This is a genomic window from Burkholderia sp. PAMC 26561, from assembly GCF_001557535.2.
Classification (GTDB): domain Bacteria; phylum Pseudomonadota; class Gammaproteobacteria; order Burkholderiales; family Burkholderiaceae; genus Caballeronia.
Window position 1 is genome coordinate 50,271 of record NZ_CP014308.1, and the last position, 24,008, is coordinate 74,278.

Sequence of the window (24,008 nt, forward strand, 5' to 3'; positions counted from 1 at the left end):
ACTAGCTTGAAAACTTCCGAAAGCAGGCCCTGCAACGGGACGAATTTCTGCTCCACTACCAACCCCAAATTCAGATTGCCAGTGGACGCATTGTCGGCGTTGAGGCGCTGATACGCTGGAAGCATCCCGTTCGCGGATTGCTGCCTCCGACACAGTTCATTCCGCTTGCCGAAGAGACTGGACTGATCGAGCCTATTGGCGAATGGGTGTTGCGAACCGCGTGCGCGCAAGCTGCTGCATGGCACAGCAGCGGGTTGCCGGCTCTGCGTATGGGTATTAATGTTTCGGCTCGTCAGTTCAACAATCCTTCGCTGGAATCGGTGGTCGCTCAGGTGCTCGCTGATTGCGGCCTGGCCCCTGAGCAATTGGAGCTTGAAATCACCGAGAGCCTTTCGATGAAAGACCCTGAGGAGAGTATCCGCATTCTGGCCAGCTTTAAGGCGCTCGGCATCGGTATCGCGATCGACGATTTTGGCACTGGTTATTCAAACCTTGTTTATCTGCGACGATTCCGCGTAAGACGGATTAAGCTGGATCGGTCGTTCGTCAGCGAGCTCGGTTCAGAATCAAGCAGCCACGCAATCGTCGAGGCAATCGTCGCAATGGCTCATAAACTTGACTTGCAGGTGGTTGCCGAGGGAGTCGAGACGGCCGAGCAGCGTGAACACTTGCTTCGCTACGGCTGCGACGAACTTCAGGGTTTCTGGTTTTCGCGGCCAGTTGATGCTGCCACATGCGGCAGCTTGCTGCTTTGCGAAATCAAACCGGATAACGAAAGAGCAAAGGCATAGCATGAAAAGATGCAACGGCGTTTTCTGATCGCTCGACGGCTGCTGGAGCCTTGCAAAAAGTGCCGTGCAATCGCGTGTCGTGCAGCTGGCGGGCGACGTGCATCTCTTCGCCAATGCGTTGCCGTCGTCCGATTTTCGATGAGGTAGCGATCACACGCTCAATGCATGACCGGCGGGACGAATTCCAGCGAACTGGCTGATACCGTCAGCAGGATCAGCACGAGTGGCACGTGCACGATCAATTGAATAAATGTGAACCCGACACTATCGCGGGCTCGCAGTCCGAGCACATCCAGCAACGGCAGCATCCAAAATGGATTGATAAGGATAGTTATCTTAATAGAACGGAACTTGATCTTTTTTCCCCGCAATTTTCGCTCGCACAACTAAAGTCGGTTCTAAGTTTCAAGTAAAGTTGGTACTACGCATTTCAGGCAATGAGTGCGCCGTCGCCACTAGGAGTTAGAGTGGCCTCTATTGCCGGCCTGGCGGGACTCGGAGAGTTTTGCGGGGGACGTGCTGCTCGTTCGGTAGGGTAGCTGCGTTGTAAGGTTTCTGGCTATTAAGTGCCAACTTTAGCTGAAATCGTTCAGAGAGAACGAAGTTTAATTGACGGCTAGGGGAGCCTATAGAACCAACTTTGCTTGAAATGGTTTGTGGCTCTCCGCCTTTTCCGACGGACGTTCCCAGCGAACAATGGCTGGATTGCTGTGGGACCATATTTAGTTGTGCAAGCGCTATGTTTTTACGCGTCCAAAACCTTCGAAATGGCCGCTTTTGGTGCTGACAATCGAACTTAAACCACAGCGTTCAAACGCGTGGTCTATGAAATTAGAATAGGCCAGATCTGACCAGAAATCGAGGTCGCTAGCGCGGAGAGCCGTCAAACGTTTTTGTGCCGTGCTAAGCGGCGGCCTTGTAAAATCCGAGAGTTGAGCTCCGCGGAGAAAATCGCAGATGTGTGCCAAGGCCAGACAGTCGTTATTTTTCGGCATCCTCACCCTCGCCGTAATCAAGTCACTTGCGGACACGAAGACGCTCGCGCGCGGGAAAGCATATTTCCAAGAGGGTGCCGTGTCAGTTCTTAAAGAACGTAAAAACATCCTTCGTGCTTTTGTACACGGTACCTATCAGTACAGCGTTCAACTTGGGATTGGGAGCGACGGTGAACTGACCTACGAGTGTGACTGCCCTGTTGGCGCGGACGGGATCTTTTGCAAGCACGCGGTTGCTGTCTCGTTTTCTTGGCTCGAAAACTCGGGTGAGGAGGTGTTTCATATAGACAAGCCAGAACCCGCACGAAGGGGCAAAAATCGCAAGACGTACGAAGAACTGATACGCGAGTATGTTGCTGGATTGGGCGAAGAGGTTCTGAGAGAGTTGCTCCTCGACGCAGTCGAGCGCGACATCGGTTTGCGCGACAGGTTGCTTTTTGCTGCTCGTGCAGCGGCTGCCGATGACGCACCGAGCATGAAGGCAGCAGTTCGTGAAGCGACCCGCGTGTCTCACCCACTCGACTGGCGCGAGGCGGGCGCATACGGTGATGGTCTGATGTCTCTTGTGGACATGCTCCGTCAGCGACTTGCTGGCCCCTACGCTTCCCAGGTAGTCGAGCTTGCAGAAGAGGCGATATCTGGGGCGGAGAAAAGTCTGGAACAGATCGATGACTCGAGCGGCGATGTTATGCCCGCCATTATGGAGCTGGCGGCCGTGCACCTTGAAGCATGCCGGCAAACGCATCCGGACCCGTTGAAGCTTGCCGAACGATTGTTCCGTTTTCAAACTGAAGGCGTGTGGGACACGTTTTACGACGTCTTGCCAGCCTACGCGGACGCGCTCGAGGAGCAAGGAATACAACGCTATCGGACGCTTGTGACAAGTGCGTGGGACAAGCTTGCTGAACTACCTCCAAGCAACGAGTTTCGCCGATCGTTTGACCCCCTACGCATGCGACTTGACCGTGCGATGGAGGCGATTGCCAAAGGCGACGGCGACGTGGACGCACTTGTTCTCATTCGTTCAAAGGATCTGTCGAGCCCCTACCGTTTTTTGCTGGTCGCAGAACTTTGTATGCAGCATGCGCGCTACGACGACGGCCTGAGTTGGGCAGAACGGGGGCTCAGCGAATTCGGGAAGAACGTTGACCAACGCTTGCTCACATTCTGCATTGAGGAATATCTGCGTCGCAGCGATTTCGCGAAAGCCGATGCATATGCGTGGCGACGATTCGAAATGCATCCTACAGCCGAGGGGTTTGCAGAACTGATGGAGGTCGCCAGCGCGACCGGCCAACGAGGCGTTACGGGCGCTCGCGCGCTCGACTATCTCTGGGAACGGGTTCGGGACGAAGAAGCACCGACCAAAGCGACGCGAGGTTCCTGGCAAGCAGGAACACGAACGGAAATGCTTAAACTATTTCTTTGTGAACGCGACTATGCCAAGGCCTGGGAGACATTTTGCGGCGGTCCGGTGGCCACGCACATGTGGGCGCAAATGGCGGCGATTCGAGCGAAAACTCATCCGCATGATGCGATCGCTTTGTACCACCGATTGCTGCCGATCGCCGCTGATAATGGAAGCCGAAAAGCGCGCTATGACGAGGCGTTTGGCATCGTAAGGACAATTAGCAACTTACGAGCGAAACTGGAGGAACACACGGTGTTTGTCGAAGAACTTCAGACGATCCGTGAGACTTATCGTGCCAAGCGCAATTTTATGAAACTGCTGGCAAGTTTAGGCTGAAAACACATCAACCTTCGCACGAAAAAGCCGCCGACATCAATCGTATAGCGGTCTGCGGCGTAGAACTTTTGCACGATGAGAAAATTCTCTGCCGATTTTGTCGCAACAGCGTCGGATCGGCTCGTACGTCATCACCACGCCGCGCTCAAAGAGCAGTCCCTCGACGTCGCGTAGGCTCAAGTGCAAGCGAAAATTTCAACACACGGCGTAATGGATTAAGTCAGTTTGGAAAACGAAGATCGAGATAGGGCGACTTAAATTTCTTCGTTGCGCTGGTTTAGGCGGCCAACTCAGCAACCCGACACTGCCCTCTGTAGGGATTTTGCCTATCTCAAAATCCAGAGATTCCAGCTACCCGACTGTCCGGATTAGCGGAGCCAGCTCTATGCGCAAAACTGGCGTTCAACCCGAAAACGCGGATTGACAGTTTTCTACGCGTAGCGGTGACGAATTAAGTGGGTATGCGCTCGTGAAGCGTGTTTTTGGCGGTGCCGTGTCATGCATCGCGGGGCGCTTATCCAAACCAGCGTGCTTTTTACGTTCAGTGGACGCGTCTCGATTTCTGGACATTTGTCCAATCAGTGTCCGAGATTTTATAGCGTCCACGGAACGTGTCCATTAGGATTAACTGGACACCCAACCTATGGCTTACCATGACAGGCACAACTTCTCCATGGTCGAATCCGCCGGACAGCTTTCGCTGATTCGACTGGCATCGAGACCACCGTCCGCGCGCCCAACCACGGAGACGACTTTGAGGCGACGATCCACATCAAGATCCGCGGTTATCGTGCGATAGGCAAACGGGTGTCCGTCGTGATACCCCGAGCGCTCCATGCTCAACTCTGCATTCGAGAAAAGCGGACCGACCCCGGCGGCAATCGCGATACTCCGCTCCGAAAAACAAGCTATTGAAACGTCGTGGATTGCGAGCCACCGCTAGCGCACTCTTTGGCCGATGATTCGTCGGGAATTCCACATATGCAGCGGTGACCGCGGAAATTGGGACATTGGGTAGCCGAAGGAATTCGTCAGCTGCGAATACTCACTCCGCCGCCTTAAAGACAAACCGCTCTTTCCCCGCAGGGGACTAGATCCTTGCGCGCGAAGTTTCTCGGGTAGCCTGGAACGCAGCGAGTTCAGAAAGACTGCCAGTCAGCCGTGGTATGCGTCCCTAATGATGCCGCTCGCTTGGTGGACGGCATCGCTGCTGCCTTGGCTGGTGCCCAACGCGCGGGCCGTGGCGCCGAATGAACAGTGCTTTCGCCAACCTTGAATATCGACACCGCCTGGCGCAGCGAATTCGACTGATCCGCCATCGATTGCGCGGCCGCTGATGCCTGCTCGACGAGCGCGGCATTCTGCTGCGTGACTTCATCCATCTGGCTGACCGCCTGGTTGACCTGCTCGATACCCACGCTCTGCTCGGCCGACGCTGACGAGATTTCGCCCACGATGTCAGTGACTTTTTGCACGGACGTCACGATCTCCGTAATCGTCGCGCCCGCTTCGGAGACCAGTTTCGAGCCGGCATCGACGCGATGCACCGACTCGCCGATGAGCTCGCCGATCTCCTTCGCCGCCGTCGCACTGCGCTGCGCCAGCGTACGCACTTCGCCCGCGACGACCGCGAAACCCCGGCCTTGTTCACCAGCACGGGCAGCTTCAACCGCCGCATTGAGCGCGAGAATGTTGGTCTGGAACGCGATACCCTCGATCACGCTGACAATGTCGGCGACCTTGCTTGCGCTGTCGGAGATACCTTGCATCGTGTCGACCACGCGGGCCACGACCTCGCCACCTCGCTGCGCCGTAAGCGACGCGGAACCGGCCAGCGCGGCGGCCTGCTTCGCGTTGTCCGCGTTATGGCGGACCGTAGTCGTGAGTTCTTCCATGCTCGCCGCGGTTTCTTCCAGAGACGCCGCCTGTTCCTCCGTGCGCTGCGACAGATCCGTGTTGCCCTGCGCGATTTCTGAGGCTGCGACCGAGATCGATTCGCTCGACGTCTTGATGCCGCGCACGATGGTGGTCAGCTGTTCTTTCATCGTCGCGAGCGAATATAACAGGCTGGCGCTGTCGCCATCTTTCAACCTGATCGGCACGAGCAAGTTGCCTGCGGCAATTGCGTGAGCAATCGTGGCCGCATCGCTTGGTTCGCCGCCGAGCTGCCGAGTCAGCCCGCGCGCGATCAGCAGCGCTAGCGCCAAGCCAATGAGCGTGGCCGCGACTGTCCCGGCAATTACGAGCGCGACCGCGCGCGAAAACCCGTTACGCGAGTCAAGGCCTTCCTTGTTAGCCTCAGCAACATTCGTATCAACGATTGCTTTGAGCGACCTTTCGGCGACATTTAAAAATTCAACCGATTCTCCTTCCAGCAACGACATTGCGTCATCATGCTTGCCGTCCTTCGCTAGGGTGCGAATACTGTGGTCGGCATCCAGATATCGGCTCATGGCAGCTTGCAAATCCCCGTACCGTTTCTTTTCTTCAGGGTCATTTATCAACGGCTCATACTGACCAGCCGCGTGACTAAACCCAGCGATAGCTTGATCGACTTGCTGGCTTGCCGCATCGATATCAACAGCTGACAGGCTATTTGCCGCCCGGTAATCGCCAAGGCGAATCGCGTTTAGGCTGCCCCGCATTTCCAGACTGTACCTAACCGCCGGCAAGGAATTTTCGCTCAGTAAAACGACGTGCTCGTTCTCGCCGGCTATCTCGAATAGGCTAAAAATTCCTAGCCCAATGAGCAGGGCAATGACGACGGAAAATCCGCCGACTAGTTTGGTAAATACGTTTACCTGATTAAAAGTCGGCACAGTTTGTTCCCGCAGATTTGAGGTGGGTGCAAGCTAACAAACAGATTAACGGACATTATTTTAGATACTTAAGGTTTTTTAGATGACAGCGGTGCGGCAAGAGAAAATCGTATTTCCCACATTTCATGTGAACGCTCTGTCAGTAGCCTCGACCGTGGAGATTAAGCGGCCTAGGGTTTGTACCGATAATGTAAGGTTGCGATATGCCGTTGTAAGCATTAAAGGCGCCTCCAGCGCACGCGTTTCGCCAAGCCGGAGTCTGGAATCCGAACAATGATTGCTCATTTTGCTTCTTCGCTCTTGGCAAGACGTTTTGCCGGCCTAGAAAATTTGTACAGGCTTGGAGTTGCCAATGATTAGAACGTCTCGTCACATTTATCGGGTCAAATCAGGCAGATCGGTAATACGCGACCCCGCAAGCAATACTTTCGACGCTTTTGAACATACCCTATTACGCGCGCTTGCCGAGAACGTACCGCACCGTATCTATGCGAAAGATATGCAGGGCCGGTTTATCTTCGCCAACAGGGCGGTGGCTCGAGGCATGGGGGTGTGCGATCCCGCTGAGTTGCTTGGAAAAACCGACTACGATTTTTATCCGCTCGAACTCGCAAGCGAATATTACCGACAGGAGCAGGAGGTCTTAACGCACGGACGCTCGCTCCTTAATCACGAAGAGCATGCCAAATATCGGCTGCTCGAAGATGAAGCCTGGTTGATCACGACCAAGGTAGCGGTGCGCGACGCCAACGGACGCATTATCGGGTTAGTGGGCATTAACTACGAGGTCACTTCTCAGAAGGCAGCGGGACTGGCGCTGCAGGCTGCACATGCGCAGGCAGCGGAGGCGGCCGTCCGGCTGGAGGCCACCGTCGCACGGCTAGATCTTGAAGTGCAGGAGCGTCAACGCTTCGAACAGGAGCTACGCCACCGGGCGATGCATGACACGCTCACCGGACTACCAAACCGGGCACTGTTAATGGACCGGATCGAACTGGCGATCGATTTCGCCCGACGCCGCGAGCACTCGCTCACGCTGCTTTTCCTCGATCTTGATCGCTTTAAGCTCGTCAACGACAGCCTTGGTCACGCTGCAGGCGACGAACTGCTGCGCGCGGTCACGCGCCGGATCGGCCGCTTAATGCGTGCAGACGATACATTCGCCCGCCTTGGTGGGGACGAATTCGTCTTGTTACTGACTAATCCCATCCCTACCGACGAACTGACCCGCGTGATGAGCCGGCTCTCCCGGGTGGTAGCCAAGCCAGTGCTCATTGGCGAGCGCGAGGTGTCAGTCACATGCAGCCTTGGATACAGCGTTTATCCGCAGGACGGTGAGGACGCGACTACGTTACTCAAGCATGCCGACGCTGCAATGTACGGCGCCAAAGAAGGCGGCGGGAATCGGGTCCTGCGTTACACACCTGCTTTAAGCGCTCACGCGGGCGAACGATTGGACCTCGAGGCCCAGATGAAGCGAGGGCTGCAACGCGGCGAATTCGTGTTGCACTACCAGCCGCAGATCGAGATCAAAAGCGGGCGCATCACTGGCGTTGAGGCTTTAGTGCGCTGGCAGCATCCGGTTCGCGGATTACTGCCTCCGACGCGCTTCATTGGGTTCGCCGAAGAGTCAGGATTGATCGAGCAGCTTGGCGAATGGGTGTTGCGTACGGCTTGCGCCCAAGCTGCGGCGTGGCAGAGCAGCGGATTGCCGGCTTTGCGCATGTCTATAAACGTCTCAGCGCGCCAGTTCCACAATCCGGCGTTGGAGTCAGTCGTTGCCCGGGCGCTCGCCGAACATGGGCTCGCCCCCGAGCAATTAGAGCTTGAAATCACCGAGAGTCTTTCAATGAAGGACCCGGAAGAAAGCATACGCATTTTGGATAACTTTAAGGCCCGTGGCATTAGCATTGCGATCGACGACTTCGGCACGGGTTACTCCAACCTTGCCTACTTGCGCCGATTCCCCGTGCGTCGCATCAAACTGGATCGCGTATTTGTCAGCGAGCTAACTTCGCAAGCGAGCAGCAACGCAATCGTCGAGGCAATCGTCGCAATGGCCCATAAGCTCGATCTCCAAGTCATCGCCGAGGGTGTCGAGACCGCTGAGCAGCGCGACGCATTGTTGCGCTTCGGCTGTGACGAATTGCAGGGCTACTGGTTTTCACGACCCGTCGATGCGGCCGCCATCGACGTTCTGTTGCGAAACCAATGGGAATTTGGGCGAGGCCTTTACTTAGGCGCGCCCGTTTGCCTTGAGCTCACGGGGTGACGGTTCTAGGGCTTTCGTTGAACGAGCGTATTGAAAGCGGTCCAGCAAAGCATGAATAATAATTGTCTCGTTGCGGAACGTCGGTGAACCGTGGCGGAGGGTTGAACCGGGGAGGGCAACCGCTTCGGGTTGAGACTTCACTTTTCCACTGCTGCCACCAAAGCTTCTTGCTTTGGAGCCAGGCGCGGATAGCTTGGTGTGACAGATTTTTCATGTCTGTGAGAGGTGGCTCCGGGAATTCGGACAGCCGGACAAGTGGGAAAGCTGGGCCTGAGCCTGCCGTAATGTGGGCAGTAAGGGATCCGTAAATGACGAAACATAATCGGCGTGCTCACTCGGCAGTCTTCAAGGCGAAGGTAGCCTTGGCGGCACTGAAAGGCGATAATAGGCTGGCGGAGCTGGCGCAGCACTTTGAGATTCACCCGGATCAGGTGACGGACTGGAAAAACAGTTGAAAGAGCAGGCTGTCGGCATGTTTGAGAGCAATGGACCGTGCGTGCGTCATTATCGAGCGGCAACTCGTTCAGTTGACGCGACTGGTCGATGATTTAGTCGAAGTGTCGAGGACTACGACGGGGTGGGTGCGGTTGAGGCTTGAGCGCGTGACCATCCATGAAATACTTAGTCGGGCCCTCGAGACAACTCAACCGCTGATTGAACAACGGCGCCATAAAGTCTCGGTGTCGCTTGGCGAGGACCTAATATGGATCCACGGAGATGCATCGCGGCTCGAACAGGCGATGGTCAACCTTCTAGCAAACGCGGCCAAATACACGGATGAAGGCAGCGCAATAGCATTGTCAGTCGAGGTTGAGGAGACGTATTGCGTCGTGCGCCTAAAAGATAGCGGCGTCGGCATAATTCCGGAATTACTACCTCATATTTACGAACTCTTCACACAAGCAGAACGGTCCCTTGCACGCTCCCGCGGTGGACTGGGGATCGGCCTTGCGTTGGTAAAACGTATCGTGGAAATGCACGATGGGATCATCGCCGTTCATAGCGTCTTGAACGAAGGGACGGAATTTGTCATACGCTTGCCGATCGCGACATCGTCAGCAAAGCTTGACTTGCCCGTGACCGAATCAGGTATTGAATCATCGACCGCGTTGCGTATTCTCGTAGTGGATGACAACGTCGACACGGCAGAGAGTAGGCGATGCTGGTGGGAATGCTCGGGCATGCCGTGAGGACGGAGCACGATGGCAATAGCGCGCTTCGAGCGGCTTCCGAATTTCGGCCTGATGTCGTGCTTCTCGATATAGGCTTGCCCGGGCTCAACGGCTACGAGGTGGCATCGCGCATCAGAGAACAACCGAGTCTCGATCACACGGTTCTTGTCGCAATTACGGCTAACCAAGAGTTGTTCCAGTCCATGCAGCTCGACGCCAGTTCGAAAAAGCGTCAGCCGCGCTTTTAAACCGATCTCGATCAATCCTGCATCGCGCTGCGAAGAGCTAAATTGGCAACATCTCGAAGAAAATGGCCTCTAATCGGAGGATGCTTCGATGGAAATTCGGATACTGTGGTTTAGCCTAGTGAAGTTGTATTTGATCGGTGGGCTATCGGACTTAGCATTATGACGAAACGATGCGTTTAAAGCAGAATGTTTGTTCGGCTTTCTTATTTTTTACAAAGGAAAACAAGATGCGGACGGGACGAAAAGATCAACGAACCGATCCATCAAGAGAATCATGGTATGGGCACATTGACAACGAAATGAGTGAAGCATTCTCGCATCCGTCCCTATCCGATTGCGGGCTAAAAGCAGGACTGGCCATCTTGGCGATTGGCCTCCCAGCTCTAGCAATTTACGTCCTGAACTGGGGTTGACTGGCTGTGGCCACGCAAGTTCGCTATGGCCATATTCGGCGCACAAACAAACAGCCGACGTTAGCTTGGCCGCTTTATTCGCCGCTGATCAACACCGATGCCGGATTAACGATTGCCGCGTTGTTTGCCGAACACTCGAGCTCAGGATTTACGCCGTCGGGCAGTAGAGCCGTCAGCGGTGCTGGGCTTGCGAGGGTGGCGAGACACTGGATGGTTCCGCGGTAGTGACGAGGCGCGCTGTGGGCACGATGACCGGCGTCGCACCGACGACCGTAACGACCGGCACAAACGCTGACAGTGCGGTCGGTGTTTCGCGCTTGACCGGGGCGCCAAACTGGTCATGCACCCGAACCCACTTATGCAACTGGCTGGCATTCACGCCGGCCTCAAGGGCGAGGCCCGATAGCGAAGCCCCTGGCTGAAGACAAGCTTCAACCAGTCGTCGCTTGTCCATCGGGTCGAGCTTCGCTCCCCGCTGACGCCAACTCGGGTCACCCGCAAGGGCGGGAAGCTCAGGCCATCTTTTGTCATGGATTACGTCCGCAAAGTGAGGTTGCGGACGCAATCGCGAGCTTTCTCACTAACGTAAGCGAGGTGTGGAAGATCGAGCGCTTACAGCTCCATAGCCTCCGAAAGGGTCGATGCGGTAATACACATGGAGTTTGCGAAGCGAGCGGGCGCGTACCTTGCCTAAAGTACTGCTCGATAAACCGATTTGGCGGGCGCTGTTCGCGGACCTCTTGCGACACCACTGTGTCATGGCTCCCAGCGAAATGTTCGGCCGCCTCATTTCAACGCACTGTGCCCCGGCAGAGATTAATTTTCTCCGCATTATTTAACGGCATCGGAATCTCGCCGGTGCGACATCCGCCAGCGGCAATGATAAGATTTATCACCTTTCGGCGAGCCCGATTGCGAGGCTTTCCGCAGAATGGCGTCCGTTCGATTATGGCTATCCCGCGCCACAATGCCGCCGTTCACGGGCTAGGAAACGATTCGAACGGCGTGTGCCGGCGTAGCATTTGTGCATCGATCTAAAGCGAGACGACCACGTCGCGACGTGACGCCATCGGATGCTTCACCTCTAGCCTCCTATTGAAGCGCGGCCGACTGGGGCTGGTCGATTCATTCCCCTAGTCCACTGCGTCATTGACTTGGCACCGGGCGAATTCGACGGGAAGGATCGTCATATTTCCATTTGATTGGTTTCGGATTTTGATTGTGCTCGCGGATATAACGCATCAGTTTGCGATCCAGATCCTTCACCGAAGTGAAGACGCCGCGAGCGATCACATCACGCTGAATGCGTGAGAACCAGTTTTCCACCTGGTTAAGCCACGAAGAGTAAGTCGGCGTGAAGTGCAAGCGTACGTTGCGATGCGCGGTGAGAAAGTCGACCACCCGCTGCGTCTTGTGGCTGCTTACGTTATCGCAAATGACGTGGATTTCCCGACGTTTGGGCTGGCTGGCGACGACGTCAGTCAGAAAGGCCACAAACTGCTCGCTGGTGTGGCGCGACGCCGTCTTGCCCAGCACCTCGCCGGTCGCCGTATTGAACGCCGCGAACAGGCTGAGTGTCCCGTTGCGTTTGTATTCGAAGCCATGGCTCTCGGCGCGTCCCGGCGACAGCAGCAGCATCCGGTCCTTACGCTCAAGTGCCTGGATCGCGGTCTTCTCATCCACGCAGAACACCGCCGCGTGCGCCGGCGGGTTCAGATAAAGCCCGATCACGTCGGCCGCCTTGGTCTCGAAGTTCGGGTCGTTGGAGACCATGTGTCGTTCCAAACGCTGCGGCTTGATGCCGTGTTTGCGTCAGATGCGCTGCACGGCCAAGACCGACACGTCGCCCAGTTCTGCTGTGAGCTTGTAGCTGCTCCAGTGTGTCGAACCGTCGGATGGTTTGTGCTTGAGGGTGCGGGTGAGTACCCGCGCTTCCAGACTAGCGGAATTACTGGACACAATCAGCGCTTCTGTGGACGCCGCTAACAAGATTAACGGACAACAACAGTCGCTGCATCACGAACTCGCGAGCAAAGGCGTGCAAATACAGGCGGTGCTGCCGGGTGCGACCGCCACCGAGTTCTGGGAAATCGGCGAGCTGCCGATCGAGCATCTCCATGCAAACATCGGGATGTCCGCAAGCGACATGGTTGAAGCAGCGCTGGTTGGTTTTGACCGGCATGAGCTGGTTACGATTCCAGCGCTGCACGACATTGGCCAGTGGGATGCATTCGAAGGCGCACGGCAATCAATGTCGACGTAGTTGTCGAGCAAATCGCCTGCAGCGAGATACGTCCAGCCGAACTGACCTTACTTGGCTGCGCCGACCAGCGCGAACGCATCGTATTTTGGATCCATTGGCGTATGCGGCATGTGCGTGAGCGCCTCTTCAACAAGCGGCTCGCATGCGCCATAGTCCGAACCGATACTGTCGCTATGCGCCTGCGGGAAATTCACGGCGAGCACCTTGCCGCCCCAGCGGTCCACCGTAGCCGTCATGCTGCACTTCCCCGCGCCGCCCACCTTCAGGTCGAGCAAGATCAGCGTCATGTCCAGCGCGGAGTCCGAGTTCGAGAAGTTCCATTGCGTCGTCATGCGGTCATTAGGGCCGCCGGTATCAACGAGCTTCATGGTCTTGTCAGGAATACCGACCGATTGCACCAGATCGAGAATGTTCGATCCGACAAGCTTACCGCCCTGCTCGTCGCGCGCTTCATGAGTTTTGTAAGCGGCGCAACCTGTCAGCAGCATGAAAAGAAAAACCAGGGGGATCGTTAAAATTCGCACAGATGTTCCTCCGGATAGGCGCGTTAAATAGACGCGCAGGATGAGTGTTGGCGATTTGGGAGTGGATGAAAACGAGGTGCAGCTCGAGTCTGGCCGCAGTCGATGCTATTGAGTGACGTGGGCCAGCACTCTTTAACTGATCGCGATTGAACGGATAAGTTCACTGCGGGGTGTTCTCCCGCGCTGCCACGTGGGGACAGGTACGCGGGACTGTATAGGAACGACCCTTCTCAGTCAGCCTGTGAAGACATTTTCTATTGCATCGTTCCGTTGCCGCGGAATGACAACGAAACGAAGCCCGAAAAAGCGTGGCTTAACCGTGCGACGGAATGAAGACTTGCAATGCTGCAGGCACCGAGCTAGATCACTTCGGAGACACGTCGATATCGCCGAGATACTTCTTCGCCAGCGTCTTGACAGTGCCGTTTGCCTGCAGCTTGGCAATCGCCTTGTTCAAGCGCGCCTTGAGCGCACCTTCGTCCTTGCGAACACCAAACGCAATGCCGCTGCCCAGAATCGCGTCATCGAGCACGGGACCGCCGGCAAACCCATAACCCTCGCCGTCCGGCTTCGACAAAAAGCCCGACTGCCCGGCAGCCGACAACACCAGCGTGCCATCGATACGACCCGCCTTCAGGTCGGTGTAGATCTGGTTCTGGTCCGGATAGCTCGTGACCGTCACGCCGTTGGTAGCCCAGGCCATTTTTGCGTAGGTTTCCTGCGTCGATCCCTGCAGCACGCCGATTGTCTTGCCCTTCAACGAGTCAGGCGTCGGCATCAGTCCGCTGCCCGCCTTCGCGACCAGTTGGGTAGGCACCTTGTACACGATGTTCGTAAAGTCGATGGCCTGGCGGCGCTTATCGGTGACATTCATGGCTGAGTTGATCACGTCGAACTTACGGGCTTGCAGCGCGGGAATCAGGCCATCGAACGAGTTCTCGGTCCAGTCGCACTTCATCTTCAGTTCAGCGCACACCGCATTGCCAATGTCGATGTCCAAACCCTGCAATTCCCCTCCCGACGATTTTGATTCGAACGGCGGATATTGCGCTTCCAGGCCGTATTTGAGGGTATCGGCGGCAAATGCCGCGCTCGCGCCCAGCGTCGAGGCTAACAGTATTGCGGCCTGGAAAAACTTGATTGAAGTCGATATTTTCATAAACTGGTCTCGTGAGGTGGGAATGTGCGATCTTGTGGGCGCGTATGAGAATCCCGACCACGCCATTGTGTAATTTAAGCAGGAACATAAGCCGGAAAACTATTCAACCAATCAAAGGCGGCAGACTGCGCGACAAGAAATATTGGCGCGTGCCGCTGGTCGCATCGCCTAGCCGACAAACCGCGCCGCGTGAGGCTTCCAGGGGGTATCCATCGACAATGCCCGTTCGTAGATTCGCCGCATCGGTTCGAGCAACGGCCCGACCGACTCATCGGCAAGATCGATCTCCGCTTTCAACGCCTCGTAAGCGTCGGCAATCTCGCGCGGGATTTTTGGTTCATCGATCGTGGTCAGATTGCCGCCGCGCATCACGCACCGGCCCGCAACGAACACGCTGTCGATCGACCCGCCCCGCTCGGCGTACACGAGCTGTCGCACGGGGTCCGTGAGCGGCGTGAAGTTGATTGTATCGGTCCGGTACGCCACCAGATCCGCGCGATATCCCGACGCGATCGCGCCGAGCTGACCCGCCATGCCCACGGCCTGCGCGCCGCCCAGCGTCCCGGCTCGCAACGCCTCGGCCGCCGTCAGCCAGCGCGAATAGTCGTCCCCCCTCAGCTTCGATAACCCCGCCGCCGAGCCCGCCACGTTCAGCATGTTGGCGGTGACCTTCGACGAAAAGCCATCCGAGCCAAGGCTCAGGTTCACGCCGGCGTCGAGCAAATGACGCGTCGGCTGAATGCCGGACCCGAGCATCAGGTTGCTCCACGGGTTGCGCTGCACGGTGGCGCCGCTGGCGGCGAGCCGCACGATTTCATCGTCGGAAAGCCACATTGCATGAATGAGCGATGTGGCCGGCTTCAGGAAGCCGAGTTCGTCGAGGAATTGCACCATCGGCTTGCCGTAGAAAGCGTTCGCCGTCACGACCTGCAAGCGGGTTTCCTGCACATGGATGATCACCGGCAACGCATGGTCGTCGGCGAATTCGCGGCAACGTGCCAGGAATTCGGGCGTGCAGCGTTGCGGCGCCGATAGTGCCACGAGCACACCGACGCGATGATGTTGCGGATGCCGGTGGCGCACGGTATCGCCGAGAAATGCGAACCACGCATCGGGCGATGGGCGCGGTATCAATCGCATTTGCGCCAGCATAACTCCGGAAAAATCGCATCGACGAAAGGAAAGCTGTCGACAAGCGGGCGGTCCATCATCGAGAAGCCGACGAGTGTGCGAATGCCGGCGTCTTCATACGCCTGGAAAATCGCATTTATCGCGTCGGGATCGATCGAGCCGCCCAGGTTGCAGTCGTCGGCCACGGTTGTCGCGCCGCTTCGCAAGGCCTCGACCGCGCCGATCAGCGTGCGCAGGTAGATTTGGCGCGGCGTCAGCGCAACGGGCCTCGGTGCGCGTACGTAGTGCATCCACAGTTCGAGCGGCAGGTTCTCCACGCGCCCCTTGTGGAAATGTTCGTGTGAATGCTGGTGACCGTTGACGAGGCCGGGCGCGAGCAGACAGCCATCAAGCGGCACGACCGTATCGGCCGGCCCGAGCGGGAGGGTGTCCGTCCACGCGGGGAAGCGGTACGCCGATGGCGGTCATGAAAGCGCTCCCAACTCGCTGAGCGCGCGTACGACGGTACGCCTGATCAGTTCGATCTTGTAGGCATTGGCGCCGTGTGAAACAGCGCCGTCAGCAGCATGCGCCGCTGCCGCCTCTATATTGCTGATATTGAGCGCCGAGCCCTTTAGCGAGGCCTCGACATTCTGCAATCTCCAGGGCTTGGTCGCTACTCCGCCGACCGCGATTCGCGCGTCGCGCACCGTCCCGTCGTCAGCCAGGTCGAGCGCCACGGCTGCCGAGGCGATTGACCACTCGAAACTCGCTCGATCGCGAACTTTAAGGTAATGAGACCGCCGCGTTGGTATGCCCGTGGGAATGTCGATTGACAAGATCAGTTCGCCCGGCTCGAGTTGCGTCTCTATTTCAGGCGTATCTCCAGGCGCACGATGAAGATCCGCTAGACAAATAACGCGATCTCTCCTCAGCCCGGCGATCCGTACGTTTGCATCGAGCACCAACAGCGCATTGGCAAGATCGCCGCTGTAAGTCGCTATGCAAATGCCGCTGCCGCCCAGCACTGCGTGAAATCGATTTTGTCCGTCTATAGCGGGGCATCCCGTTCCCGGTTCGCGCTTGTTGCATGGCGTGCCGGGATCGCGAAAATAACCGCAACGGGTCCGCTGAAGGAGGTTGCCACCGAGCGTCGCGAGGTTGCGAACCTGCGGCGATGCGCTCGCGAGAAGCGCCTCAGTGACAACCGGGTACCGAGCGCGCAGGGTAGGATTCATTGCCGCGTCGCTCATTCGCACCAGTGCGCCCAGGCGAAGCGCGCCAGGGACCATTTCGATACCGTCGAGCCCGGGCAGAGCGGTGATGTCTATGATCCGGTCAGGGTTACGCAGATGTTCACCCATCAGTTGCATGAGGTCGGTGCCACCTGCAAAAAAGTCGGTGCCGGCCTCATGCGCCCCATCTGAGCGATGGCGTGCGCGGGTTGCGATGGCGCCAGCAACGCTTGCCGCCTGGACGTATGCGAAGGCCACCATCAGCTGGCCTCCCCACACGCAGACTGGTGGATCGCTGCAACGACGTTTGTGTACGCGCCACAGCGGCAGATATTGCCGCTCATCCATTCGCGAATTTCGCTGGCGCATACGGCATGGCCTTCCGCTATGCAGGCGACGCCGCTCATGATCTGCCCCGGAGTGCAATAGCCACATTGGAACCCGTCATGGGCAATAAATGCTTTCTGCAGCGGGTGAAGCACGCCGTCCTTCGACAAGCCCTCTATCGTGGTGATCGCTTTGCGTTGATTCATGACCGCGAGCGTCAGGCAGGAATTCATCCGGCGCCCATCGATCAACACCGTGCACGCTCCACACCCTCCCAGCCCACAACCCTTTTTTGTCCCCGTCAAATGAAGGTAATCGCGCAACGCGTCGAGCAGGCAGGTGTGCGCATCGAGATTGGCCAGGCGGTGTTCGGCTCCATTGATCGTAAGTACGACGTTGAACTGCCGCCCGTGTTCGTCGCCCAAAGGGGCCAGGTCGACCGTCATACGTTATCCCCTCGCGCGGACGAATTTTCGGCGTGACGCGCCAGCCAGTCGAGTACGGGCTGCAGTGCCGCATCTGAATTCTTTTCGTAGATCAGACCATGACCATTTCCAGTCACGCCATAGTCAGGCAAATGAAGCAGTTCTGCCGCTGCGCCTCCCGCTTTGAGCGCGGCAACAATTGGCGTGCTGGCGGGCGCAAAAGAAGAGGTGTCTCCCGTCACCACCGCAATAGGCAAGTCGGCCAGATGCGCAAGGCGCAGTGCAGCCGGGTCGGCCTGGCGGACGGCCTCAGGTGTTGTTTGCGGCGGATCGAATGTGAGCGGCGCGGCAGTCAATCCCCAGCGCAGAAGACCGATATGGGGAATATCAGCGAAAGGGGGGCCCATCGGTTCGATACTGACTATGGCCTTGACCAGGCGCGGGCGACGATCGGCCGTCAGCCAGCCACTCGGTCCCGACGCCGAATGGGTCAGGAGAATGGCCGGTCCGATCCGGTCAAGCAGGCGGGCCAGCCGGTCTGCATCCATGTTTTCAGACATCGCAAGGTCGGCAGGCAAAGGCCCGTAGCCCGCGATGAACTGGTCCATCGCGGCTTCATCGTCGGGGGCAAAGGGCCATTGCGTATGCTTACCCGAGGGGTCCGCCGGAAAATAGATCTGGCGCCCACCCTCATAAGAAAATGGTGGCCCCATGGGTCCGATGACATCGGTATGAAGCGGCGAGCGGCCATGTCCGGGACGGTCAACAACCAGCGTGACATACCCCGCTTCGACCAGCCGCTGCGCCCACCCTGGACGGCCGTCCGGTGTATCGAGCCATTCGACGCCTTGGAATCCGCCGCCATGCACGAGGACGATCGGCCATTGCCGGGTGACCCGTTCGGGCGCTTCCCATTCCACATACATCGGTCCGCGCTGATACGTGTTCTCGCCGACCCCAATACGTTCTCCCGCGATCCAGAAGTGGCCGCGCGAGACGGTGCGCGAACGGGCGGTTGACCAAGGGGCAAATGACTTGCTCATTAGGAAATCCTGTTAAATCGGAACGACGCGCAAACGCTGAGGCATCAGTTCAGTGAAATGGATGACGTCGGCCATGACGGCAGCCGCTTCCGGCGAGTCGAATGCAGCGTGAACGGCGGCCATATCCCGGAAATTGCATTCGCAAATCACCTGTGTTCCGTTCTGCTCACCGCTCCGAAACAGCGCAGCAACACTTTCCAGTCCGTATTTCGACCAGCTCTTCATTACGAGTGGCAAGTGGTGATCGACGTACCAGTTACGATCAAACCGCGCATCCGGGCCACCCGTATAAATTACGTAGAAGGTAACCGTCGGGTCATCATGCGTTGCGCCTGTCGCAATTTTTTCCATGCGCATACTCCCTGGTTATCAGGTGCGGCATCGCCTTAGGTCATGTCACTGCCGGCAAAAAGAGTGAAGACAGCGCGCCGCGTTCTCAGATCGATGTGCGGCTTACCTTCTCAACCATGGCGGATAAAGTAGCCTCCACATCGAGCCGACGAGACGCTAAGGCCACGGACAACCACGGGTCTCTATGAGTGGCCGGTCGCCAACGCATCCGCCTCCCACGCATCCATGTCGCGCTGAAACGCCGCCAGCTTTTTGCGAGCAATCTCGTAGGCGCGTTCGCCGAGAGGCAGATGGAGTGGAGGATCTTTTGCGTCGACTGCTTTCAAGATCACTGCCACTCCTTTCACGGGGTCGCCCGCCTGTCTTCCATCGTTGGAATCACGATAAGAGCGGAACGGACCCACGATCTCCTTATAAGCGTCGATGTGGTTTTTGGGACCATTCATCGAGCGTCCAAGGAAGTCTGTCCGGAAAGGACCCGGCTCGACAATGATGACTCGAATGCCGAACGACGTCACTTCTTCGGCAAGCGCCTCGGAAAGGCCCTCAACGGCAAATTTGCTCGCGCAGTAATAGCCATTTGCCGCAAATCCGGCAATTCCGGCCCCGGAGGATAGATTGACGATTCGGCCGTTACCCCTGTGACGCAATGCGGGGAGCGCGGCGCGTGTGGTTTCGATCAAACCGAAGACATTGGTCTCGAACATGGGGCGATACTCTTCGGGCGTCGCTTCTTCGACGGCTCCGATAAAGCCGAATCCTGCGTTATTGACAAGAACATCAAGCCCGCCGAATTCTTCTTCAGCAACAGCTACCGCTGCGGCAGCGTCCCCGGTTTTGGTTACGTCGAGCGCGACGGCACGGACTTTCGTCCCATAGCGCGCTTTCAGGGGTGCAAGAGAGTCGCCGTTACGCGCCGTTGCAACCAGGTTATCGCCCCTCGCAAGCACCGAGTCCGCGAGCACCCGGCCGAATCCACTTGAGCAGCCGGTAATAAGCCATGTTTTTGTCATGTCTATATAGAAGTTAGGTATTCACAATGAAGAATTCGATAGCGCTACGGATAGGGTGAAGAATCGTTCAGCCCGTGGCTGGCGCTTCGTCCTGTCATTACCGCTCCGTGGCGTGTAGTGATGATTTCGAATCCGGTAGATCACGAGCACGTCACAACATCCGACAACATAGTGTCGCCGGTTCAATGTTTATCTTCAATTCACTATAATGCACAACGTTCGTTCAATTATGTGGGTGCAGGATATGGAGTGGAGTGATGTCAGAATCTTCCTCGCAGTCTCGCGCTTAGGAACGCTCGGTGCCGCCGCGCGTGCGCTGCGTCTCAGTCATCCGACCATTGGAAGGCGGCTTCGTGCACTTGAAGAGTCCACGGGACAGGTGCTCTTTCAGCGAACAGCAGATGGCTTCGTTTTGACTGAGGAGGGCACCGCTATCGTGCCGCTCGCCGAGCAAATGGAAGAAGGTGCGCTCGGCATGGAGCGTCGTTTGGCCGGTGAGCAGCAGAGGCTGGAAGGAACACTCAGGGTATCCTCGGCCGATTGGTTTGGCGCCTACGTCCTGCCGCCCGTGATCGCCGAATATTCGGGAGAGTATCCCCTCGTTGAGATCGAGGTCCTGACGGGAACGCGACTGTTCAATCTGTCGCAGCGTGAAGCAGACGTCGCTTTCCGCATTGTTCCATTCGAAGGGCCGGATATCGTGCAAAGACAGTTGAACCCGATGCGTTACGGAGTCTACGTATCGATTGCGAGCCCCGATCCCGTGGAAGGCGACGGTGCGGGTAACCGTCTGATCGTGATGGATACATCGACCGGCACATTTCCGGACATCGATTGGCTAAGAAATCGCTTCCCGAATGCCAGCGTCGTATTGCAGTCGAATAATCGCAATGTTCAGGCGCAAATGTGCGGTAGCGGGCTAGGTATCGCTGTGTTGCCGCGACCGGTCGGAGACAAGAACAGCACTATTCGACGACTCGATTTGAGCGAACATCCACCCGATCGGGAAATCTGGATGGGCTACCATCGCGATCTGAGGCGGCTACATCGTCTCCGCGCGTTCGTAGTGCTGGCAATAAAACACCTGGCCAGTTAGTCGACCGGACGGGCAAGCCCGGGCGCGCGGCGTCACCCGCGCTTGGCCAATGGCGCTCGAAACGGTTCTGTCGCAATAAGGATGGTTGGGCGAGCAAGGGCGATATGATAAGTGATGCTTATTTGGCTAACGAGTAAAACTGCTCGGCGGCGTTTGAGCCGGCGCCTTTCATTTGCCCTTTCTTAATCATATGCATGAGTTCGATGCTGCCCAGCACAATGCGCGCACACCGGAAGGTCTTGAATCCAAGCATTGGTTGGGTGCGCCGCTTGATTGCCCGATGATCCTGTTCAATAATGTGTTTAAATACTTGTTTTGGCGGATCTTGATCGGTGTGTCGCGCTGGGCGTTCAGCGTCTCAAGCGCGGCCACATTTGAGCCACTTTTATCGATTGTAATCGTCTCAGGTTCGCCGTTCTTATCGATCGACTTCTCGAATAACGCTGCGCCGCGGCCTTATCGCGATGGGCTCGTAGCAGAAAATCAACCGTGTGGCCGGCCTTGTCCACTGCGCGATAGAAGTACTTCCATTTCCCCTTGATCTTGATATACGTCTCATCGACGCGCCAGCTCCTGCCCACCGCTCGCTTATGCCGGCGGAACGCTTTCTCAAGAACGGGCAGCATTTTGATCGCCCACCGGTGCACCGTCGAGTGATCGACCTCGATGCCGCGCTCCCCCATCATCTCTTCCAGGTTTCGCACACTCAGCCCATAGGCGACATACCAGCGCACGCACATCAACATCACGTCAAGCGGATAGTGAAGGGGTTTCAACACACGCGCTAAGGCTGGCGTCAGGGTCTTTTTCATCGGGTAGCGGTTTCATTTTATCGACCCAAATCATATCGCACCACCTTATTGCGACAGAACCGAGGAAAAGCGATCAAACGTCGGGATTGGACGCAATGAATTTTGCGAACGCCGTGTAAGGCGCATTTGACTTAACGCCATCGGTCATGATCCCGTATGTGTCGTTGCCGCTATCGAGAACATAATACATCGTGGACTGTATGTTATGAGTTTTACGAGCCTGATGAAGGTTTGATAATTGTGTCGTAATGTAGGCGGCCCGATACGACTGCGTCTGTTCGGGTCCCGTGTTCCACTCCGTTATCATGAAGGGCACGCCGTATCGAGCCTTGCAATACGTAGGCAAATCAAATGCCGGGCCCGCGCCGTCAGTACCAATATTAAAGATGTCGCCATAGACTTCGTAGTTGTGCCACGTGGTAATGTCCCATCGCACCTTTGCATATCCGGCTGTGCCGTCGGGTTGAGACCCTTCCCACAGTGCGTCGGCAGCACCGATGTCGGCAGCACAAAAGTTGATACCGCATTTCGCGCTCGGTTGAACAGACTTGACCCCATCGATCATGCCCCGCATGACGCCCCGCATGGCCGGCCAGTTTGCATTGTTGAAGTCGCTCGCTGCGTTACCTGCTTGTTTAAAGTCTTTAATGGTTGAGACCTGCCGCGTCAGCTCGTTTCCGCATTCGTACATTGTCACGCCGTATTGCTTGAGTCGGCTGGCGACGGTCGATCCAACCATATATGCCTGGTTGTACGCAACCTGTTCCCCGCGCAGCACGTTGCCAAAAGCATCCGTCATCCCCTGATTAACAAGCACAAATAACGTGAGGCCGGCCGACTGAAAAGCTTGCGCTAGTGCAGAGACAGCCGCGAGCTGTTTCGGATCGTCGCTGCATCCAACGCGGTAGGTCGAAATGCCCATCCCCTTTAAGATCGCGACGACTTGGGCGGGTGTATATCGATAATCAAAGTGTCCGTTCATTCCGAAAAAGGTTCCGGCAGTCGCAGGCACTGGTATCCGTGGGTCTGTCGCATGTAGCCATCCAGCCGCGCCGACCCCGGACCAAACGTAGAACTGACCGCTGGTGTTCTTGTGCCAGATCATGCCGGCGTACCATAAAAGCAGCGCAACGTTGTAATTGATCCCCGCCACGACGCCTTCTCGATACACAACGCCGTTCGCCACTGTCCAACGTCGACCCTCGGCGTCGTTGATATAGGCCCCCGACGGAATGGTTGTGCCGTTGGGCGATGTGCCTTTCTCCGAACGCGGGTCTAGGCATGCGGACCATCCCGAGCCTGACCACGAATAGAACTTCCCGGATGTATTTTGATGATAAATGGTGCTGCTGTACCACAACATGAGCACAGCGTCGTAGTTAACGCCGGCGGTCGCGCCATTCTTTTTGACCACCCCTCCGATCAATGTCCAAGTTGCGCCGCTGCTATCCGTAATTGACGAGGCCGGAGGCATCGTTGTTCCGTTCGAAGAGCCGCTATTGATCGCCGCGTTCCGCAATGCCGAGACGCTTGCCGCAACGTTCGGACTTGCTCCGCCGCTTCCTATATCAGACCCACCGCCGCAAGCGGTCAATACATATGTACTGCTAAAGGCGACAAGGCCGCCCAGGAATTGACGACGTTTTATCATGGCGAGTTCATCCCTGTCGGCGCTGGCCGACTCTAAATTTTTTCGAGGTGTTTTCTCTCACGTCTTTAAACGACGACATGGTGAGAAAATGATCCGTAATCCTAATTAGTGAAACTGAAGATCGTGCTTTTATGCGTGTTAATTGTTAAGGCGAATAGAAATTTCCCGGCTTAGGGGAGCGTTTCCCAACTTACGCGCGCACTTAAGCCGACCAAGACAAAAAGACAAATCAGGTATTAATTACTTCTCGTCACGCTGATGTACAGGCAAATAATACGACATCATCTGTGCGTCAGCGCACGCTGTTCGATGACATAAGAGGATTTAGCAAAGGGCTGCTTCCGTTGGCAGATTACCGTTCGTAATCTTCCGGAGAATCCATCTTGGAGGGTTTAATCTCACAAAATGTAACTCAAAAGGGAAATTTATGCCGTATACAAAGCGAGACGGGTATAATATACCGATCGTTCGCCGTCAGGGAGGAACACATTGCTCCTCTTCGTGATGGTTCGGTGGACCTCGATATCGGCGCCGGGGGCAGC

18 protein-coding genes and 6 pseudogenes are annotated in these 24,008 nt (G+C 56.7%); 8 read left to right on the forward strand and 16 right to left on the reverse strand.

From position 1 onward, the window contains the following. Positions 1–29 precede the first annotated feature (29 nt). Entirely contained in the window at positions 30–791 is a 762-nt protein-coding gene (locus AXG89_RS23130; RefSeq protein ID WP_082771569.1) for a putative bifunctional diguanylate cyclase/phosphodiesterase, read from the forward strand. A gap of 158 nt (positions 792–949) precedes the next feature. On the opposite strand, the pseudogene AXG89_RS23135 reads toward AXG89_RS23130, so the two are convergent. After that, positions 950–1,117: pseudogene (locus AXG89_RS23135) on the reverse strand (TIGR00366 family protein); the annotation flags it as partial. A 631-nt stretch (positions 1,118–1,748) separates the two neighbouring features. Between AXG89_RS23135 and AXG89_RS23140 the strand changes: the two are divergent. Continuing rightward, positions 1,749–3,533, forward strand: coding sequence for an SWIM zinc finger family protein (locus AXG89_RS23140; RefSeq protein ID WP_062172730.1), 1,785 nt, complete (start codon positions 1,749–1,751; stop codon positions 3,531–3,533). Between the two features lie 48 nt (positions 3,534–3,581). Here the strand turns inward: AXG89_RS23140 and AXG89_RS44730 are convergent. Together AXG89_RS44730 and AXG89_RS44260 are read right to left on the reverse strand one after the other, a co-directional pair. After that, positions 3,582–3,725: pseudogene (locus AXG89_RS44730) on the reverse strand (IS6 family transposase); the annotation flags it as partial. 947 nt (positions 3,726–4,672) lie between these two features. Then, on the reverse strand, positions 4,673–6,352 hold the full coding sequence (locus tag AXG89_RS44260) for a methyl-accepting chemotaxis protein (RefSeq protein ID WP_062172734.1): 1,680 nt from the start codon (positions 6,350–6,352) through the stop codon (positions 4,673–4,675). Positions 6,353–6,704: 352 nt separating this feature from the next. On the opposite strand from AXG89_RS44260, the gene AXG89_RS23155 reads away from it, so the two are divergent. The 4 genes and pseudogenes from AXG89_RS23155 (at position 6,705) to AXG89_RS23170 (ending at position 10,044) form a co-directional block, all read left to right on the forward strand. Next, entirely contained in the window at positions 6,705–8,624 is a 1,920-nt protein-coding gene (locus AXG89_RS23155) for a sensor domain-containing protein (RefSeq protein WP_082771571.1), read from the forward strand. Positions 8,625–8,932: 308 nt separating this feature from the next. Next, positions 8,933–9,073 (forward strand): annotated as a pseudogene (locus AXG89_RS23160) (transposase); the annotation flags it as partial. A 36-nt stretch (positions 9,074–9,109) separates the two neighbouring features. Continuing rightward, complete coding sequence (locus AXG89_RS23165; RefSeq protein WP_062172739.1) at positions 9,110–9,814, forward strand: sensor histidine kinase; 705 nt, start codon at positions 9,110–9,112, stop codon at positions 9,812–9,814. Further along, on the forward strand, positions 9,784–10,044 hold the full coding sequence (locus AXG89_RS23170; RefSeq protein WP_082771572.1) for a response regulator: 261 nt from the start codon (positions 9,784–9,786) through the stop codon (positions 10,042–10,044). The genes AXG89_RS23165 and AXG89_RS23170 overlap by 31 nt, the downstream gene beginning before the upstream one ends. Positions 10,045–10,629: 585 nt before the next feature. On the opposite strand, the gene AXG89_RS43140 is transcribed toward AXG89_RS23170, so the two are convergent. Further along, the gene (locus AXG89_RS43140; protein WP_236873532.1) at positions 10,630–10,911 is read right to left on the reverse strand and encodes a transposase; all 282 of its coding nucleotides are present in this window, start codon (positions 10,909–10,911) and stop codon (positions 10,630–10,632) included. Between the two features lie 692 nt (positions 10,912–11,603). Then, a pseudogene (locus tag AXG89_RS23180) lies at positions 11,604–12,401 on the reverse strand (IS630 family transposase); the annotation flags it as partial. A 61-nt stretch (positions 12,402–12,462) separates the two neighbouring features. On the opposite strand from AXG89_RS23180, the pseudogene AXG89_RS23185 reads away from it, so the two are divergent. Continuing rightward, positions 12,463–12,720, forward strand: a pseudogene (locus tag AXG89_RS23185) (SDR family NAD(P)-dependent oxidoreductase); the annotation flags it as partial. Between the two features lie 47 nt (positions 12,721–12,767). Here AXG89_RS23185 and AXG89_RS23190 read toward each other — a convergent pair. From AXG89_RS23190 to AXG89_RS23230, 9 genes are all read right to left on the reverse strand, one after another. After that, complete coding sequence (locus tag AXG89_RS23190; protein WP_062172743.1) at positions 12,768–13,208, reverse strand: hypothetical protein; 441 nt, start codon at positions 13,206–13,208, stop codon at positions 12,768–12,770. A gap of 400 nt (positions 13,209–13,608) precedes the next feature. Continuing rightward, positions 13,609–14,403, reverse strand: coding sequence for an ABC transporter substrate-binding protein (locus AXG89_RS23195; RefSeq protein ID WP_062172746.1), 795 nt, complete (start codon positions 14,401–14,403; stop codon positions 13,609–13,611). A 168-nt stretch (positions 14,404–14,571) separates the two neighbouring features. Continuing rightward, positions 14,572–15,543 (reverse strand): amidohydrolase family protein, encoded by a 972-nt coding sequence (locus tag AXG89_RS23200; protein ID WP_205583090.1) that lies wholly within the window; start codon positions 15,541–15,543, stop codon positions 14,572–14,574. Continuing rightward, complete coding sequence (locus AXG89_RS44045; RefSeq protein ID WP_062172751.1) at positions 15,534–15,932, reverse strand: amidohydrolase family protein; 399 nt, start codon at positions 15,930–15,932, stop codon at positions 15,534–15,536. The genes AXG89_RS23200 and AXG89_RS44045 overlap by 10 nt, the downstream gene beginning before the upstream one ends. A gap of 66 nt (positions 15,933–15,998) precedes the next feature. Next, positions 15,999–17,009, reverse strand: coding sequence for an FAD binding domain-containing protein (locus tag AXG89_RS23210; RefSeq protein WP_062172753.1), 1,011 nt, complete (start codon positions 17,007–17,009; stop codon positions 15,999–16,001). Further along, positions 17,009–17,521, reverse strand: a complete 513-nt coding sequence (locus AXG89_RS23215) for a (2Fe-2S)-binding protein (RefSeq protein ID WP_062172754.1) — start codon at positions 17,519–17,521, stop codon at positions 17,009–17,011. Before AXG89_RS23215 ends, AXG89_RS23210 begins: the two co-directional genes overlap by 1 nt. Next, positions 17,518–18,543, reverse strand: coding sequence for an alpha/beta hydrolase (locus tag AXG89_RS23220; protein ID WP_062172756.1), 1,026 nt, complete (start codon positions 18,541–18,543; stop codon positions 17,518–17,520). The genes AXG89_RS23215 and AXG89_RS23220 overlap by 4 nt, the downstream gene beginning before the upstream one ends. A 12-nt stretch (positions 18,544–18,555) precedes the next feature. After that, the gene (locus AXG89_RS23225) at positions 18,556–18,894 is read right to left on the reverse strand and encodes an EthD family reductase (RefSeq protein ID WP_062174044.1); all 339 of its coding nucleotides are present in this window, start codon (positions 18,892–18,894) and stop codon (positions 18,556–18,558) included. A 182-nt stretch (positions 18,895–19,076) separates the two neighbouring features. Beyond that, the gene (locus AXG89_RS23230) at positions 19,077–19,907 is read right to left on the reverse strand and encodes an oxidoreductase (RefSeq protein WP_062172758.1); all 831 of its coding nucleotides are present in this window, start codon (positions 19,905–19,907) and stop codon (positions 19,077–19,079) included. A gap of 244 nt (positions 19,908–20,151) precedes the next feature. On the opposite strand from AXG89_RS23230, the gene AXG89_RS23235 reads away from it, so the two are divergent. Further along, a complete protein-coding gene (locus AXG89_RS23235; protein ID WP_062172760.1) occupies positions 20,152–21,003 on the forward strand; it encodes a LysR family transcriptional regulator in 852 nt (283 codons plus the stop codon). A gap of 118 nt (positions 21,004–21,121) precedes the next feature. Here the strand turns inward: AXG89_RS23235 and AXG89_RS23240 are convergent. Next, a pseudogene (locus tag AXG89_RS23240) lies at positions 21,122–21,815 on the reverse strand (IS6 family transposase). A gap of 73 nt (positions 21,816–21,888) precedes the next feature. Beyond that, positions 21,889–23,466 (reverse strand): hypothetical protein, encoded by a 1,578-nt coding sequence (locus AXG89_RS23245; protein WP_062172762.1) that lies wholly within the window; start codon positions 23,464–23,466, stop codon positions 21,889–21,891. Positions 23,467–24,008: the final 542 nt, after the last annotated feature.

Bases quoted from the DNA above. Each gene is read 5' to 3' on its own strand.
- AXG89_RS23140 (WP_062172730.1), top strand. From the start codon at position 1,749: ATGTGTGCCAAGGCCAGACAGTCGTTATTTTTCGGCATCCTCACCCTC.
- AXG89_RS23155 (WP_082771571.1), top strand. From the start codon at position 6,705: ATGATTAGAACGTCTCGTCACATTTATCGGGTCAAATCAGGCAGATCG.
- AXG89_RS23165 (WP_062172739.1), top strand. From the start codon at position 9,110: ATGGACCGTGCGTGCGTCATTATCGAGCGGCAACTCGTTCAGTTGACG.
- AXG89_RS23170 (WP_082771572.1), top strand. From the start codon at position 9,784: ATGCTGGTGGGAATGCTCGGGCATGCCGTGAGGACGGAGCACGATGGC.
- AXG89_RS43140 (WP_236873532.1), bottom strand. From the start codon at position 10,911: ATGGACAAGCGACGACTGGTTGAAGCTTGTCTTCAGCCAGGGGCTTCG.
- AXG89_RS23190 (WP_062172743.1), bottom strand. From the start codon at position 13,208: ATGCTGCTGACAGGTTGCGCCGCTTACAAAACTCATGAAGCGCGCGAC.
- AXG89_RS23195 (WP_062172746.1), bottom strand. From the start codon at position 14,403: ATGAAAATATCGACTTCAATCAAGTTTTTCCAGGCCGCAATACTGTTA.
- AXG89_RS23200 (WP_205583090.1), bottom strand. From the start codon at position 15,543: ATGCGATTGATACCGCGCCCATCGCCCGATGCGTGGTTCGCATTTCTC.
- AXG89_RS23210 (WP_062172753.1), bottom strand. From the start codon at position 17,009: ATGGTGGCCTTCGCATACGTCCAGGCGGCAAGCGTTGCTGGCGCCATC.
- AXG89_RS23215 (WP_062172754.1), bottom strand. From the start codon at position 17,521: ATGACGGTCGACCTGGCCCCTTTGGGCGACGAACACGGGCGGCAGTTC.
- AXG89_RS23220 (WP_062172756.1), bottom strand. From the start codon at position 18,543: ATGAGCAAGTCATTTGCCCCTTGGTCAACCGCCCGTTCGCGCACCGTC.
- AXG89_RS23225 (WP_062174044.1), bottom strand. From the start codon at position 18,894: ATGGAAAAAATTGCGACAGGCGCAACGCATGATGACCCGACGGTTACC.
- AXG89_RS23230 (WP_062172758.1), bottom strand. From the start codon at position 19,907: ATGACAAAAACATGGCTTATTACCGGCTGCTCAAGTGGATTCGGCCGG.
- AXG89_RS23235 (WP_062172760.1), top strand. From the start codon at position 20,152: ATGGAGTGGAGTGATGTCAGAATCTTCCTCGCAGTCTCGCGCTTAGGA.
- AXG89_RS23245 (WP_062172762.1), bottom strand. From the start codon at position 23,466: ATGATAAAACGTCGTCAATTCCTGGGCGGCCTTGTCGCCTTTAGCAGT.